Below are 13,869 nucleotides of genomic sequence, written 5' to 3'. Positions count from 1 at the left end.
GCATATTTACTTCCCTTTCGCTAAATATTTCGCCATCTCGTCTTCCGGCACCATGCCGCCGCCGGTCGCCCAGACCAGATGTGTAGTGTTAGCATTCGCCGTTATGCGTACCGGCCCGGCCATCCCCGCCAGCGCCGACGGCTCCAGACAAATGCCTTCTTCCTGCGCCAGCCAGCCGAGCAGGTCGTACATGCTTTGATCGGAGAGGGTATAGAACCCGTCAAGCAGACGCTCCATCGCGCGGCCCACGAAGCCAGACGCGCGACCTACCGCCAGACCGTCCGCCGCCGTCACGTTATCAATACCCAGATCCTGCACCGCGATTTCATCGTGCAGCCCGGTGTAAACGCCCAGCAGCATGCACGGGGAGTGCGTGGGCTCGGCGAAGAAACAGTGGACGTTATCGCCAAAGGCCAGCTTCAGGCCAAACGCTACGCCGCCAGGCCCGCCGCCGACGCCGCACGGCAGATAAACGTTCAGAGGATGTGCAGCGTCCACCATGTGCCCCTGCGCGGCAAACTGCGCTTTCAGGCGCTCACCTGCAACTGCATAGCCCAGGAACAGCGTGCGTGAGTTCTCATCGTCAATAAAGAAACAGTTTGGATCGCTTTCCGCCGCTTTGCGCCCTTGCTCCACGGCCACGCCATAATCCTGCTCATATTCCACGACGATCGCGCCGTGGCTGCGCAGTTTGGCTTTCTTCCACTCGCGGGCGTCGGCGGACATATGCACCGTGACCTTAAAGCCGATGCGCGCGCTCATAATGCCGATGGACACCCCCAGGTTGCCGGTTGAACCCACCGCGATGCTGTACTGGCTGAAGAAGGCTTTAAAGCGTGGCTCCAGCAGGATACTGTAATCGTCATCCAGCTTGAGTAAACCAGAGGCCAGCGCCAGTTTTTCCGCATGGGCCAGCACCTCATAGATACCGCCGCGCGCTTTAATGGAGCCGGAAATCGGCAGATGGCTGTCTTTTTTCAGCAGCAGCGTGCCGGGGATCGTTGTGCCAAACTCCTGTTCCAGACGCGTTTTCATCGCCGGGATCGCGACCAGTTCGGATTCGATAATCCCGCCCGTTGCCGCCGTTTCCGGGAAGGCTTTCGCCAGATACGGCGCGAAGCGTTTCAGGCGCGCATGCGCGTCGTCCACGTCGGCTTTGGTCAGCCCGACATATGGCAACCCTTCCGCCAGCGTCGTGGTGTTCGGATTAAGCCAGGTGATCTCTTTCAGGGCAATCAAATCCGCCAGCAGCGGAAACCGGTCAATGAGGCCGGTCAGGTCAGTCGTTTTCATAATCTGTCTCAGAATTTAGTTCGTTTTGACTCTACACCAATTGTGAAAAAGCATGCTAAATACAGAGTAAAGCATTTGATTATTTGCAAGGGGCGTCGTGTTAAAGCCGTTAATTGTCACCGTGTTAGCGCTCGCTTCCGGCTGGGCCTGTGCCGCTGAGCCACCCCTGACGGCTGCCCGTTACGCGCAGATGTTGGGCGTCGGAATGGATGTCGACTGGGCCCGCACCGAGCGCGGTATCCGCGAATTCGACCCGCTGGTGGTCCGTGATTTCCAGGCGAAAGGCATACATCATATCCGTATTCGGGTGGCGGGCGAACCGACGGAAGCGCGGCTGATTCACCTGCGTAAGCTGGTGGAGGCTTGCGAGCAATACGGCGTCATCCCCATCATCGCCTATCAGGCCGATGAATATAAAAACGATCCGAAAGCGGATACCGAAAAAGCGGTGATCAACTGGTGGATTGCCGTGGCGCACTATTTTGGTCAGCGCTCGCCGTTGCTAGGGTTTGACCTGATCTACGAACCGGCGGACAAGCTCAACCACAACGTTGCTTCGCTCAACCGGGTGTATGAGAAAGCGATCAAAGACATCCACGTCATTGATGCCAGCCGCATGATTTTTATCGCCCCTCGTCTGCGCGCCGCGCCGGAGGATTTATCCAGCCTGAAGCTGCCCGCACACAGCCAGAATTACCTGCTGGCGGAATGGCATATTTTCCCCTGGGGTCCGCTGAAAACGAACGGCAGATACCCGTGGACGTCCGGAACCGCGGCTGAGAAAGCGGCTATCCGTAACCGAATCAATGCCGCGCTGCACTGGCAGCAAAAAACCGGGCACGTTAGCTGGGTCGGGGGCTGGGGCGTGGGGGAGTCAAACCACCTCACGCCAACCGCTTCGCAAATGGCCTTCGCCAACTTTATGGCCTGCGAGCTGCAAAAGGCGAAAATCCCGTATGCGCTTAACGCGGACTTCCAGTTTTACGACGGGGAAGAGGGCGCCTGGCGGCCTGCGCCAGAGCCGTTATTACAGGCGATGATTGCGCCCGTGTGTGAAAAGCCCGGCGAGAAGCCGGGCCATCATGCGGTTAAACCGGCTGTTCGTGATGCGGGACGCGCGACGCCAGCGGCAGCCAGCACAGCAAAATCAGCAGCCCCATCAGGGTCATCAGCAGGCCCAAACTCGCCTGCCCGGTCTGCGGCATCATAGCCGAAAGCCAGGCCAGCGCGCCGGAACCGATATTCTGTAAACCGCCGACCAGGGCACCAGCGGTGCCCGCGAGGAACGGGAACGGCTCCATTGCGCCGCTGGTGGCGAGCGGGAACAGCATGCCTGCGCCGAAGAAGAACAGCGCCGCCGGGATGAGCAACGTCCAGACCGACATCACGTCAAACAGCCCCGGGATCCACATCATCAGCCCGGCCAGCAGACAGCTGATCACCGACTGCCACATCAGCGTAGAGAAGCGTTTGTTCGGACGTCCGGCGAACCATGCGCCGAAGAACGCCGCCGGGATCGGCAGAATAAACAAAATGCTCACCACCATGCTGCTCAGGCCAAGGCCTGCGCCCAGCAGCACGCCGGAACAGGCTTCAAACACCGCAATGCCCGCCAGACCGCCGATTAGCATCAACAGATAACAGGTAAACGACCCATTACCGAACAGCGTTTTGTAGCTGGCGATGAGCTTCGTGCGCGGCGCGTCCTGCGGACGTGTTTCCGGCATCCAGCGCGCCATGCTGAAGGTGACAATAATGCACAGCACCAGCAGAAAGGCGTAACAGGCGCGCCAGGACCAGACGGTGTCCAGCAGACCCCCAATCAGCGGGGCGAGCAGCGGGCTGACCAGAATGCCCATATTTAACAGACTGTTGGCGTGGCGAAGTTGGGTGCCCTGGTACATATCACGCGGCAGGGTACGCGCCATGACCCCGCCGACGCCGGTGCCCACGCCCTGGAGGGCGCTGGCGGCAATCAGGACGGTCAGGCTATGCGTAGTAATGGCAATCACCGTCGCCACCATGAAAATGCTCATGCCCACCAGAATGACCGGACGACGCCCGACGCGATCGGACAGGGGACCATAAACCAGCTGTGAAACGCCATAGGTCAGCAGGTAGGCTGCCATCACGCTCTGTACCGCACCTTCGCGGACGCTCAGATCTTTTGCCATATCGGCAATCGCCGGAATGTAGATGGTTTGCGCCATCTGCCCGACGGCCACCAGTAACACCAGCATCAACAATAAGTTCACGTTCCGTTGCTTTTTCATGTCGCTGAATACTTTTGCCAAAAGAGATAAATAAAGAATAAGTGACTACGCATTCCCATAAATGCGCGAGGAATCTACCACAGAGAGATGACAATTTAAGCATTACTGTGATGAATGACAGAAGGCGTGAAGGCAGGATTTGTAAACAAGATCGGCAACTAATGTTGCCAGCGAATTACGCCAGGCGCAGCAGGACCGCACCGGCTGCAATACCCAGCGCCGCCGCGATGCGCAGGCCCACAACCTTCTCTTTTAAAAGCACAAATGCGATGAATGCGCCGAAGAGAATAGAGGTTTCACGTAGTGCGGCGACCACCGCCAGCGGCGCCTGGGTCATCGCCCAGAGTGCCAGACCGTAAGATCCCATCGTCCCGACGCCGCCGAGCAGCCCTTTTTTCCAGTGCAAGCGCAGATAGGCTGACGCTTCGCGGCGGCGGGCTACCATCGCCCAGCTCAGCAGGCAGAAGTCGTTCATGAAGAAGGTCCAGAGCGTGTAGCCCAGCGCCGAGTCTGATAACCGCACGCCGGTGCCGTCCACCAGCGTATACCCGGCGATAAAACAGGCGTTCAGCAGCGCCAGCCAGATCCCCTTGCGCGACTGCATGCGGCCATTCATCGCCATGGCCAGAATTGACAGGCAAATGACGCCGATACCGGACCAGGCAAGCCAGGAGAGGTGGTCGCCAAGCGCCAGCACACTGATCAGCGCCACCAGCAGCGGGGCGGTACCGCGCATCAGCGGATAGGTCTGGCTCATGTCGGAGACCTGATAGGTTTTTGCCACCAGTACCGTATACACCACCTGTAACGCACAGGAGACGAACAAATATGGCCAGCTTGCGGCAGTCGGCTGGGGCGAGAAGGGGAGTAAAATCAGCGCAATAAGCGCGGCTGAACCGCTGACCCCGATCGCCGAGTAGAGCTTGTCCGTTCCGGCTTTAACGATGGCGTTCCAGCTGGCATGCAGCAGTGCGGCGAACAGTAAAATGCAGAAAACGGTGATGGACATGGCGGATCGGTTGGTGAAATGTCATCCAACTGTAACATTCCCCCGTCGAGGCTGCCAGCCGCTTACACTGCGCAAAAAAGGCGGTGCGTCACCCGGGGCTCGTCTGACACCAACCTGAAGCCCGCCCGATGATAAAATCCGTACGCGGTTTCCGGCGCATGGGTATTAAGAAAATCAAACCAGATGCTGGCATCCGCCATCACCACGGTCAAAAGTTGTTTTCCAATCCCCAGCCCACGGCACTTTTCGCTGACGTAGAGATGACGAATACGTCCGGCGCGCGGCTGCTGGCTGAATGGATCGCGATTTAGACCGCACACGCCCACCAGCCTGCCGTTAAGAAACGCACCCAGCAGCTTTTCACCCGGCGCGTTAAAGCGATTCTCACCGCGCTGCCAGTTCTCTTCCAGCCTGCGCAGCATATTGAAATTTAACGCGATACTCTCGGCCTTCAGGGCGATATAGCCCGGTTCATCAGGCGTAACAGGCTCAATTAACAGACGCGACATAGCATTCCCTCGTTATTAAAGAGGGGCGGTCGCCCGCCCCTCTCAGGTGCGACTTGAACCTGAATCACTTAACGTATTTCAGGACAGCATCAAGCAGTTGCAATACAGCAACAATGAGTTTGAGGACAAGTATGACCATATCCACGACGCTCATACGCGTCTCCTTTTGGTTAAAAGGAGCACGATGCTGGCGTACCTTTCCGCCGCCTGTGGCCAGCACCTGGATTGACGTAACACAGTGTGCTCACTTCAGGGGTTAAGGCACTGACGGCACCACCCGTTTCAGCCAGGACTTCGTTGCGCCGGTAAACTGCGGCCCCCTCGCTCACTGCGAACACCCTCAGTATAGATAAATACTGTATGCATGAACAGTATTTTATGGACAAATTTTGGAAGGCGATCCATACTCAAAAACGTCAAAATCCGTGCCGGAATTGCGCGTTCGTCTTCGATCGCGTATACTTTTTGCGTTGACGTAACACAGTGTGTTCTGCGGCGACCAACCGCAAAACCCTGATAAAAACCTCGCTTAGGCGGGGTTTTTTGTTTTCTGACGAAGTGAAAATAGTATCCTCCGTTGACTTATTGGCAATAGGTGTTATCGTTGCCATAATGGCAACGGACGCGGCAGGCAAGCAGGATGCATTTAATCTCAATGAAGGCAATTTTGGATGCGGTAAGCCAGTTCCCGCAACACAGAGAAGAGCTTCTCTTTTTAGGACGAGTTATTGAAAAGAGCCACTGCCCGACGCCCGCTGCACTGAGAAAACTTTTCCCAACGCTGGATAACTTCAAGTATCTTGATAAGCATTATGTTATTGATATTGCAAATAACAATCTCAGAGTAGTGGCTCTCATATTCTTTGAAAGCCAAAAGTTTTATGTGCGCCATGTTTTTACTCATAAGGAATATGACCGTTTTACGGAGAAACATCGCACTAAGGGGAAGAAATGATGATCGTCGCTGATGCAATGAAAGCTACGCACGCCCTTGTTGCGGCCGTTCCTTTACTGGGTGAACAGCCGAGCGAGAAAGATTATAAGGATGCGCTTGAGCTGGTTGAGTATCTCCTTATGAACGAGCCCAATAGCCCCTTGCTGGATATTGTTTGCGCCAGAATTAGCCATTACGAAGCTAATCGGCCAGAGATAGTCGCATTACGCAAGGAGATGGAGTCTGTTCCCGTCGGAATTGCAGTTTTGAGAACCTTGATGGATCAATACAATCTGACGATATCGGATTTTAAGGATGAAATTGGTAGTAAATCGATGGTTTCACGGGTTCTGAATGGTCAGAGACAGCTTACTCTGAACCATATTAAAAAGCTGGCGGTCAGATTTGGGGTATCACCTGCGCTATTTATTGAGTGAGTAAAAACCCTTTATTGAGTGTCATCACCCAACAAACGAAACGTGATCCCTGACGCATTTTTGCGCAGTTGAAAATATTTCCATTGTCACATCCGAAAACCTGTGTTTGTATAAATTCTATCAATGATTCCAAACACAGGTCCCCAATGACTTCATCCATCTTCACTTCGACCCTACTAAAAACTGCGCAACCTGCCGCAGTGGTCGTCGTGCGTGTGGTGGTGGTCGTCGGCAATGCGCCGTAGGGACTGGATCAACACACGAATCCAAAACCCCGCCGGCGCAAACCGGGCGGGGTTTTTCGTTTAAGAGCCTCCCCGGAAAGTCGGCCCAGAAGAAAAGGACTGGAGCATGGCAAGTTCGGGCACAACATCCACAAAAACGCGTTTCACCGGCGCGCAGCTGATTGTTCATTTACTGGAACGACAGGGCATCACCACCGTTGCGGGCATCCCGGGTGGGACCGTGCTGCCGCTGTATGATGCGTTAAGCCAAAGCACACAGATCCGCCACGTGCTGGCGCGCCACGAGCAGGGCGCAGGCTTTATCGCTCAGGGCATGGCGCGTACCCAGGGTAAACCGGCGGTCTGTATGGCCTGCAGCGGGCCGGGCGCCACTAACCTGGTGACCGCCATCGCCGATGCGCGCCTCGACTCCATTCCGCTGATCTGCATTACCGGCCAGGTGCCGTCCTCGATGATCGGTACCGATGCGTTCCAGGAAGTGGACACCTACGGCATCTCTATCCCCATCACCAAACATAACTATTTAGTTCGCGATATCAGCGAGCTGCCTCAGGTGATCAGCGATGCGTTTCGCATTGCCCAGTCTGGCCGCCCGGGTCCGGTGTGGATAGACATTCCTAAGGATGTCCAGACCGCAGATATTGAGATCGACGTGCTGCCGGAGCCGGGCGAGCGTGCCCCGGCGCCGGAATTCAGCGCTGAGAGCGTGCGCGATGCCGCCGCCATGATTAACGCGGCGAAACGCCCGGTGCTCTATCTGGGCGGCGGGGCGATCAACGCCGCGGATGAAATCCGTCAGTTCGCTGAAAAAGCCAGCCTGCCTACCACCATGACCCTGATGGCGCTCGGCATGCTGCCAAAAGCGCACCCATTGTCTTTAGGGATGCTGGGCATGCACGGCGCGCGCAGCACCAACTACATCCTGCAAGAGGCGGATTTGCTGATTGTTATGGGGGCGCGTTTTGATGACCGGGCGATTGGCAAAACCGAGGAGTTCTGCCCGAACGCCAAAATCATTCATGTGGATATCGACCGCGCCGAGCTGGGTAAAATCAAGCAGCCGCACGTGGCGATTCAGGGCGACGTTACCGAGGTGCTGGCACAGCTGATCCCACAGACGGAGGCAAACGACCGCGCCGACTGGCGCCAGCTGGTAGCCGATCTGCAACGCGAGTTCCCGGGCGCTATCCCAACCGAGGGCGACCCGCTGAGCCACTATGGTCTTATCAACGCCGTTGCGGCCTGCGTGGATGACAGCGCGATTATCACTACCGACGTCGGCCAGCATCAGATGTGGACCGCACAGGCGTATCCGCTTAACCGCCCGCGCCAGTGGCTGACCTCCGGCGGCCTTGGCACCATGGGCTTCGGCCTGCCAGCAGCGGTTGGCGCGGCGCTCGCCAACCCGGACCGTAAGGTGATCTGCTTCTCCGGTGACGGCAGCCTGATGATGAACATTCAGGAGATGGCGACGGCAGCCGAAAACCAGTTAGACGTCAAAATCATTCTGATGAACAACGAGGCGCTGGGCCTGGTACACCAGCAGCAGAGCCTGTTCTACAAGCAGGGCGTGTTTGCGGCGACCTATCCGGGGATGATCAACTTCATGCAGATTGCCGCTGGTTTTGGCCTGCACACCTGCGATCTGAACGCCGAAGAAGATGCCCACGCGGCGTTGCAGGATGCGATTTCTCGCCCTGGCCCGGCGCTGATCCACGTGCGTATCGACGCGCAACAAAAAGTGTATCCGATGGTGCCGCCGGGTGCGGCCAATACTGAGATGGTGGGGGAATAAGCCATGCAGAAACAACATGATAACGTCATTCTGGAACTCACCGTCCGCAACCACCCTGGCGTCATGACCCACGTCTGCGGGCTGTTTGCCCGACGGGCGTTTAACGTGGAAGGCATTCTGTGCCTGCCGATTCAGGGCAGCGAGCACAGCCGCATCTGGCTACTGGTGAACGACGACCAGCGTCTGGAGCAGATGATGGCGCAGATCGACAAGCTGGAAGATGTCACCAAAGTGGCACGCAACCAGTCCGATCCCACCATGTTTAACAAAATTGCGGTGTTTTTCGATTAAATCACTTAAGGTAAAAGGCTTTTGCCGGATGGCGCTGCGCTTATCCAGCCTGCAAGGACGTTACACGTAGGCCGGATAAGGCGTTTACGCCGCCATCCGGCGTGTTCACGCATCAGGATCAAACCATGACCACCATCGCCCTTATCGACGACCACCTTATCGTCCGCTCCGGCTTTGCCCAGCTTTTAAACCTCGAACCGGATTTTCAGGTCGTGGCCGAGTTTGGCTCCGGTCGCGAGGCGCTGGCGGGCCTGCCGGGACGCGGGGTGCAGGTCTGTATCTGCGACATCTCAATGCCGGATCTCTCCGGGCTGGAGCTGTTAAGCCAGCTGCCGAAAGGGATGGCGACCATTATGCTCTCGGTCCACGACAGCCCGGCGCTGGTCGAGCAGGCGCTCAACGCGGGCGCGCGCGGCTTCCTCTCTAAACGCTGTAGCCCCGACGAGCTGATTGCCGCCGTGCGCACCGTATCCACCGGCGGCTGCTACCTGACGCCCGATATCGCCATCAAGCTGGCGGCGGGACGGCAGGATCCGCTCACCAGACGCGAGCGTCAGGTGGCAGAGAAACTTGCCCAGGGCATGTCGGTGAAAGAGATTGCCGCGGAGCTGGATCTGTCCCCGAAAACCGTGCATGTTCATCGCGCCAACCTGATGGAAAAACTCAACGTCAGTAACGATGTCGAGCTGGCGCGCCGTATGTTTGACAGCTGGCAATGAGTCCCGTTTTTTCACGGCTGATCGCCGTCGTCGCCAGCTTTTTTATCTTCTCCGCCGCATGGTTCTGCCTGTGGAGCATCAGCCTGCATCTGGTGGAACGCCCGGAGCTGGCGGTGCTGCTTTTCCCCTTTGGCCTGCGTCTGGGACTGATGCTTCAGTGCCCGCGCGGATACTGGCCCGTTTTGCTCGGTGCAGAGTGGCTGATGCTGATCTGGCTGGCGCAGGAAGTGGCGCTGGCGCATCTGCCTTTATTGATGACCGGAAGCCTGCTCACGCTTATCCCGGTCGCCCTGATTTCCCGCTACCGTCACCAGCGCGACTGGCGCACGCTGCTGCGCCAGGGGGCGGCGCTGATTGCCGCCGCGCTGCTGCAGTCCCTGCCGTGGGTTGGCGACAAGGAGATGCTCAACGCGCTGCTGCTCACCCTCACCGGCGGCCTGACGCTGGCGCCGACCTGTCTGGTTTTCTGGCACTATCTCTCCAGTACCGTCTGGCAGCCGCTTGGTCCGGGGCTCGTGTCCCAACCGGTGAACTGGCGCGCCCGGCATCTCATCTGGTATCTGCTGCTGTTCGTGGTGAGCCTCTGGCTTCAGCTCGGTCTGCCCGCCGAGCTTTCACGCTTCACGCCGTTTTGCCTGGCGCTGCCGATTATCGCCCTGGCCTGGCACTACGGCTGGCAGGGGGCGCTGATCGCGACCCTGATGAACGCCATCGCGCTGATCGCCAGCCAGACCTGGCACGACCATCCGGTGGATCTGCTGCTCTCGCTGCTGGCCCAGAGCCTGACCGGGCTGCTGCTGGGGGCGGGCATTCAGCGCCTGCGCGAGCTGAACCAGTCCCTGCAAACCGAGCTGGCGCGCAACCGCCGTCTGGCGGAGCGTCTGCTGGAGACGGAAGAGAGCGTGCGGCAGGAAGTTGCCCGCGAGCTGCACGACGACATCGGCCAGACCATTACCGCCATCCGCACCCAGGCGGGCATTGTTCAGCGCCTGGCGGCAGAAAACGCGGGCGTGAAGCAGGGCGGGGCGCATATCGAACAGCTTTCGCTGGGAGTCTATGACTCCGTTCGTCGCCTGTTAGGGCGGCTGCGCCCGCGCCAGCTTGACGATCTCTCGCTGGAGCAGGCGATACGCTCTCTGATGCGCGAGATGGAGCTGGAAAGCCGCGGCATTGTCAGCCATCTCGACTGGCGAATTAACGAATCTGCCCTGAGCGAAGGCCAGCGCGTAACCCTGTTCCGCGTCTGTCAGGAGGGGCTGAACAATATCGTCAAGCACGCCAGTGCCAGCGCGGTCACGATCCAGGGCTGGCAGCAGGACGAGCGCCTGATGCTGGTGATTGAAGACGACGGCTGCGGCCTGCCGCCGGGCTCCGGGCAGCAGGGCTTTGGCCTGGCGGGCATGCGCGAGCGCGTGAAGGCGCTGGGCGGCACGCTGAGCCTCTCCTGCACCCACGGGACGCGCGTCAGCGTCAGCCTGCCGCTACGGAGTTATCATGTTTAAAACCCCTGCCAGCGTCGCGCCGATTGGCGACAAAGCGGAAATCGACGCCCGCTACCGCTACTGGCGTCGCCATATTCTGATCGCCATCTGGCTCGGCTACGCGCTGTTCTACTTCACCCGCAAAAGCTTCAACGCCGCCGCGCCGGAAATTCTCGCCAGCGGCGTGATGACGCGCACCGATATCGGCCTGCTGGCGACGCTGTTTTACATCACCTACGGTCTGTCGAAGTTCTTCTCCGGCATCGTCAGCGACCGCTCCAATGCGCGCTATTTCATGGGCGTTGGGCTGATCGCCACCGGCGTGGTGAACATCCTGTTTGGCTTCTCCACCTCGCTCTGGGCCTTCGCCCTGCTGTGGGCGCTGAACGCCTTCTTCCAGGGCTGGGGCGCGCCGGTCTGCGCCCGCCTGCTCACCGCCTGGTACTCACGCAACGAGCGCGGCGGCTGGTGGGCGATATGGAATACCGCGCATAACGTCGGCGGGGCGCTGATCCCGATGGTGGTGGGGGCTGCCGCGCTGCACTACGGCTGGCGCGCGGGGATGATGATTGCGGGTGGCCTGGCGATTGTTGCCGGGCTGTTCCTCTGCTGGCGTCTGCGCGACAGGCCGCAAACCGTCGGCCTTCCACCAGTGGGCGACTGGCGGCACGACGAGATGGAGATCGCCCAGCAGCAGGAGGGGGCCGGGCTGTCCCGCCAGCAGATCCTCACCAAATACGTGCTGAAAAACCCCTACATCTGGCTGCTGTCGCTCTGCTACGTGCTGGTCTACGTGGTGCGCGCGGCCATCAACGACTGGGGCAACCTGTACATGTCCGAGACGCTCGGTGTGGATCTGGTGACCGCCAACTCGGCAGTGACCATGTTTGAACTGGGCGGGTTTATCGGCGCGCTGGTGGCGGGCTGGGGCTCGGACAAGCTCTTCAACGGCAACCGCGGGCCGATGAACCTGATTTTCGCCGCCGGAATTTTGCTCTCCGTCGGCTCGCTGTGGCTGATGCCGTTCGCCAGCTACGTGATGCAGGCGGCGTGCTTCTTCACCATCGGTTTTTTCGTCTTTGGCCCGCAGATGCTGATCGGCATGGCGGCGGCAGAGTGCTCCCACAAAGAGGCGGCAGGCGCGGCGACGGGCTTTGTCGGGCTGTTTGCCTACCTCGGCGCATCGCTCTCCGGCTGGCCGCTGGCGCGGGTGATCGACATCTGGCACTGGAGCGGGTTCTTCGCGGTGATCGCCATCGCGGCGGGCATCTCCGCCCTGCTGTTGCTGCCGTTTTTGCACGCGCAGGCACCGCGCGAAGCGTGACGCGCCTCACCTTTTGCTGCCGAGTCGCGCAAAACTAAGAAATTTTCCCGGTTTCACCTGGACGCTGTCTCAGGCATCTCTCCTGGCTGGTTTTTACAATGCTGCAAAAATCAGCTCAGGAGTAACTCAGTCATGCTGGCCTTCTTAAATCAGGTGCGCAAGCCGACCCTGGATCTGCCGCTCGATGTGCGGCGCAAAATGTGGTTCAAACCGTTCATGCAGTCCTATCTGGTGGTCTTCATCGGCTACCTGACCATGTACCTGATCCGCAAAAACTTTAACATCGCGCAGAACGACATGATCTCCACCTACGGGCTGAGCATGACGCAGTTGGGGATGATTGGCCTGGGCTTCTCCATCACCTATGGCGTGGGTAAAACCGTCGTTTCCTACTATGCGGACGGCAAAAACACCAAGCAGTTCCTGCCGTTTATGCTGATCCTCTCTGCCATCTGTATGCTCGGCTTCAGCGCCAGCATGGGTGCGGGCTCCGTCAGCCTGTTCCTGATGATCGCCTTTTACGCCCTGAGCGGTTTCTTCCAGAGCACCGGCGGGTCGTGCAGCTACTCCACCATCACCAAATGGACGCCGCGCCGCAAGCGGGGGTCGTACCTCGGCATGTGGAATATCTCCCACAACCTCGGCGGAGCTGGTGCGGCAGGCGTGGCGCTGTTCGGCGCGAACTACCTGTTCGACGGCCACGTCATCGGCATGTTTATCTTCCCGTCGATTATTGCCCTGATTGTTGGCTTTATCGGCCTGCGCTACGGCAGCGATTCCCCGGAGTCGTACGGCCTCGGCAAAGCCGAAGAGCTGTTCGGGGAAGAGATCAGCGAAGAGGACAAAGAGACCGAAGAAAACGAGATGTCCAAATGGCAGATCTTTGTTGAGTACGTGCTGAAAAACAAAGTGATTTGGCTGCTCTGTTTCTCGAACATCTTCCTGTACGTGGTGCGTATCGGCATTGACCAGTGGTCCACAGTGTATGCCTTCCAGGAGCTGAAGCTTTCTAAAGAAGTGGCGATTCAGGGCTTCACCCTGTTTGAAGTGGGCGCGCTGGTCGGCACGCTGCTGTGGGGATGGCTCTCCGACCTCGCCAATGGCCGCCGCGCGCTGGTGGCCTGCGTCGCGCTGGCGTTGATTATCGCCACCCTTGGCGTCTACCAGCACGCCAGCAACCAGTACATTTACCTGGCGTCCCTGTTCGCGCTCGGCTTCCTGGTGTTTGGTCCGCAATTACTGATCGGTGTGGCGGCAGTGGGCTTCGTCCCGAAAAAAGCGATCGGCGCCGCCGATGGGATTAAGGGCACCTTCGCCTACCTGATCGGCGACAGCTTCGCCAAGCTGGGTCTGGGGATGATCGCCGACGGCACGCCGATTTTCGGCCTTACCGGCTGGGCGGGCACCTTCGCCGCGCTGGATGCCGCTGCGATTGGCTGTATCGTCCTGATGGCGATGGTTGCGGTGCTGGAAGAGCGTAAGATCCGCCGTGAGAATCGTGCGCAGAAATTAAAAGTAGCCTGAGTGTGCAGGTAACTTCTTTGCCCGGTGTGTGATGC

The 13,869-nt window shown here is 58.7% G+C and carries 14 protein-coding genes and 1 pseudogene; 10 read left to right on the top strand and 5 right to left on the bottom strand.

Annotated features, from left to right (window positions below; genetic code table 11):
- Window positions 1-6: 6 nt before the first annotated feature.
- A complete protein-coding gene (gene dsdA / locus SK51_RS03985) occupies window positions 7-1,293 on the bottom strand; it encodes a D-serine ammonia-lyase (protein WP_023305141.1) in 1,287 nt (428 codons plus the stop codon).
- 97 nt (window positions 1,294-1,390) lie between these two features.
- Here dsdA and SK51_RS23840 point away from each other — a divergent pair.
- A pseudogene (locus SK51_RS23840) lies at window positions 1,391-2,476 on the top strand (cellulase family glycosylhydrolase); the annotation flags it as partial.
- Here SK51_RS23840 and emrD read toward each other — a convergent pair.
- The 4 genes from emrD to tisB form a co-directional block, all read right to left on the bottom strand.
- Entirely contained in the window at window positions 2,382-3,566 is a 1,185-nt protein-coding gene (emrD, locus tag SK51_RS03980) for a multidrug efflux MFS transporter EmrD (RefSeq protein WP_023305143.1), read from the bottom strand. The pseudogene SK51_RS23840 and the gene emrD overlap by 95 nt on opposite strands.
- Window positions 3,567-3,741: 175 nt before the next feature.
- On the bottom strand, window positions 3,742-4,575 hold the full coding sequence (locus SK51_RS03975) for a DMT family transporter (RefSeq protein ID WP_048206602.1): 834 nt from the start codon (window positions 4,573-4,575) through the stop codon (window positions 3,742-3,744).
- Window positions 4,576-4,637: 62 nt separating this feature from the next.
- A complete protein-coding gene (locus tag SK51_RS03970) occupies window positions 4,638-5,084 on the bottom strand; it encodes a GNAT family N-acetyltransferase (RefSeq protein ID WP_023298965.1) in 447 nt (148 codons plus the stop codon).
- 64 nt (window positions 5,085-5,148) lie between these two features.
- Entirely contained in the window at window positions 5,149-5,238 is a 90-nt protein-coding gene (gene tisB / locus SK51_RS23835; RefSeq protein ID WP_022646551.1) for a type I toxin-antitoxin system toxin TisB, read from the bottom strand.
- Window positions 5,239-5,724: 486 nt separating this feature from the next.
- Here tisB and SK51_RS03960 point away from each other — a divergent pair, with 486 nt between their 5' ends.
- The 9 genes from SK51_RS03960 (at window position 5,725) to uhpT (ending at window position 13,834) form a co-directional block, all read left to right on the top strand.
- Window positions 5,725-6,039 carry a type II toxin-antitoxin system HigB family toxin gene (locus SK51_RS03960; RefSeq protein ID WP_023302825.1) on the top strand — a complete coding sequence of 105 codons (315 nt, stop codon included), beginning with the start codon at window positions 5,725-5,727 and terminating at the stop codon, window positions 6,037-6,039.
- On the top strand, window positions 6,036-6,455 hold the full coding sequence (locus SK51_RS03955) for a helix-turn-helix domain-containing protein (protein WP_023305145.1): 420 nt from the start codon (window positions 6,036-6,038) through the stop codon (window positions 6,453-6,455). Before SK51_RS03960 ends, SK51_RS03955 begins: the two co-directional genes overlap by 4 nt.
- A gap of 146 nt (window positions 6,456-6,601) precedes the next feature.
- Window positions 6,602-6,700 (top strand): ilvB operon leader peptide IvbL, encoded by a 99-nt coding sequence (ivbL, locus tag SK51_RS23830; protein ID WP_057979964.1) that lies wholly within the window; start codon window positions 6,602-6,604, stop codon window positions 6,698-6,700.
- A gap of 106 nt (window positions 6,701-6,806) precedes the next feature.
- Window positions 6,807-8,495, top strand: a complete 1,689-nt coding sequence (gene ilvB, locus SK51_RS03950) for an acetolactate synthase large subunit (protein WP_032676730.1) — start codon at window positions 6,807-6,809, stop codon at window positions 8,493-8,495.
- 3 nt (window positions 8,496-8,498) lie between these two features.
- Window positions 8,499-8,786, top strand: a complete 288-nt coding sequence (gene ilvN / locus SK51_RS03945) for an acetolactate synthase small subunit (protein WP_048206601.1) — start codon at window positions 8,499-8,501, stop codon at window positions 8,784-8,786.
- A gap of 125 nt (window positions 8,787-8,911) precedes the next feature.
- Entirely contained in the window at window positions 8,912-9,505 is a 594-nt protein-coding gene (gene uhpA / locus SK51_RS03940; protein WP_022646555.1) for a response regulator transcription factor UhpA, read from the top strand.
- Entirely contained in the window at window positions 9,502-11,007 is a 1,506-nt protein-coding gene (gene uhpB, locus SK51_RS03935) for a signal transduction histidine-protein kinase/phosphatase UhpB (RefSeq protein ID WP_023305147.1), read from the top strand. Before uhpA ends, uhpB begins: the two co-directional genes overlap by 4 nt.
- Window positions 11,000-12,310 carry an MFS transporter gene (locus tag SK51_RS03930; RefSeq protein WP_023305148.1) on the top strand — a complete coding sequence of 437 codons (1,311 nt, stop codon included), beginning with the start codon at window positions 11,000-11,002 and terminating at the stop codon, window positions 12,308-12,310. The genes uhpB and SK51_RS03930 overlap by 8 nt, the downstream gene beginning before the upstream one ends.
- A 132-nt stretch (window positions 12,311-12,442) precedes the next feature.
- Window positions 12,443-13,834 (top strand): hexose-6-phosphate:phosphate antiporter, encoded by a 1,392-nt coding sequence (gene uhpT / locus SK51_RS03925; protein ID WP_023298970.1) that lies wholly within the window; start codon window positions 12,443-12,445, stop codon window positions 13,832-13,834.
- Window positions 13,835-13,869 lie beyond the last annotated feature (35 nt).

The organism is Enterobacter sp. MGH85, from assembly GCF_001037655.1.
In the GTDB taxonomy this organism is placed as follows: domain Bacteria; phylum Pseudomonadota; class Gammaproteobacteria; order Enterobacterales; family Enterobacteriaceae; genus Enterobacter; species Enterobacter intestinihominis.
This window is presented reverse-complemented; position numbering and strand designations above follow the sequence as displayed.

Bases quoted from the DNA above. Each gene is read 5' to 3' on its own strand.
- uhpA (WP_022646555.1), top strand. From the start codon at position 8,912: ATGACCACCATCGCCCTTATCGACGACCACCTTATCGTCCGCTCCGGC.
- ilvN (WP_048206601.1), top strand. From the start codon at position 8,499: ATGCAGAAACAACATGATAACGTCATTCTGGAACTCACCGTCCGCAAC.
- ivbL (WP_057979964.1), top strand. From the start codon at position 6,602: ATGACTTCATCCATCTTCACTTCGACCCTACTAAAAACTGCGCAACCT.
- SK51_RS03975 (WP_048206602.1), bottom strand. From the start codon at position 4,575: ATGTCCATCACCGTTTTCTGCATTTTACTGTTCGCCGCACTGCTGCAT.
- dsdA (WP_023305141.1), bottom strand. From the start codon at position 1,293: ATGAAAACGACTGACCTGACCGGCCTCATTGACCGGTTTCCGCTGCTG.
- SK51_RS03955 (WP_023305145.1), top strand. From the start codon at position 6,036: ATGATGATCGTCGCTGATGCAATGAAAGCTACGCACGCCCTTGTTGCG.
- uhpB (WP_023305147.1), top strand. From the start codon at position 9,502: ATGAGTCCCGTTTTTTCACGGCTGATCGCCGTCGTCGCCAGCTTTTTT.
- SK51_RS03970 (WP_023298965.1), bottom strand. From the start codon at position 5,084: ATGTCGCGTCTGTTAATTGAGCCTGTTACGCCTGATGAACCGGGCTAT.
- SK51_RS03930 (WP_023305148.1), top strand. From the start codon at position 11,000: ATGTTTAAAACCCCTGCCAGCGTCGCGCCGATTGGCGACAAAGCGGAA.
- uhpT (WP_023298970.1), top strand. From the start codon at position 12,443: ATGCTGGCCTTCTTAAATCAGGTGCGCAAGCCGACCCTGGATCTGCCG.
- tisB (WP_022646551.1), bottom strand. From the start codon at position 5,238: ATGAGCGTCGTGGATATGGTCATACTTGTCCTCAAACTCATTGTTGCT.
- emrD (WP_023305143.1), bottom strand. From the start codon at position 3,566: ATGAAAAAGCAACGGAACGTGAACTTATTGTTGATGCTGGTGTTACTG.
- SK51_RS03960 (WP_023302825.1), top strand. From the start codon at position 5,725: ATGCATTTAATCTCAATGAAGGCAATTTTGGATGCGGTAAGCCAGTTC.
- ilvB (WP_032676730.1), top strand. From the start codon at position 6,807: ATGGCAAGTTCGGGCACAACATCCACAAAAACGCGTTTCACCGGCGCG.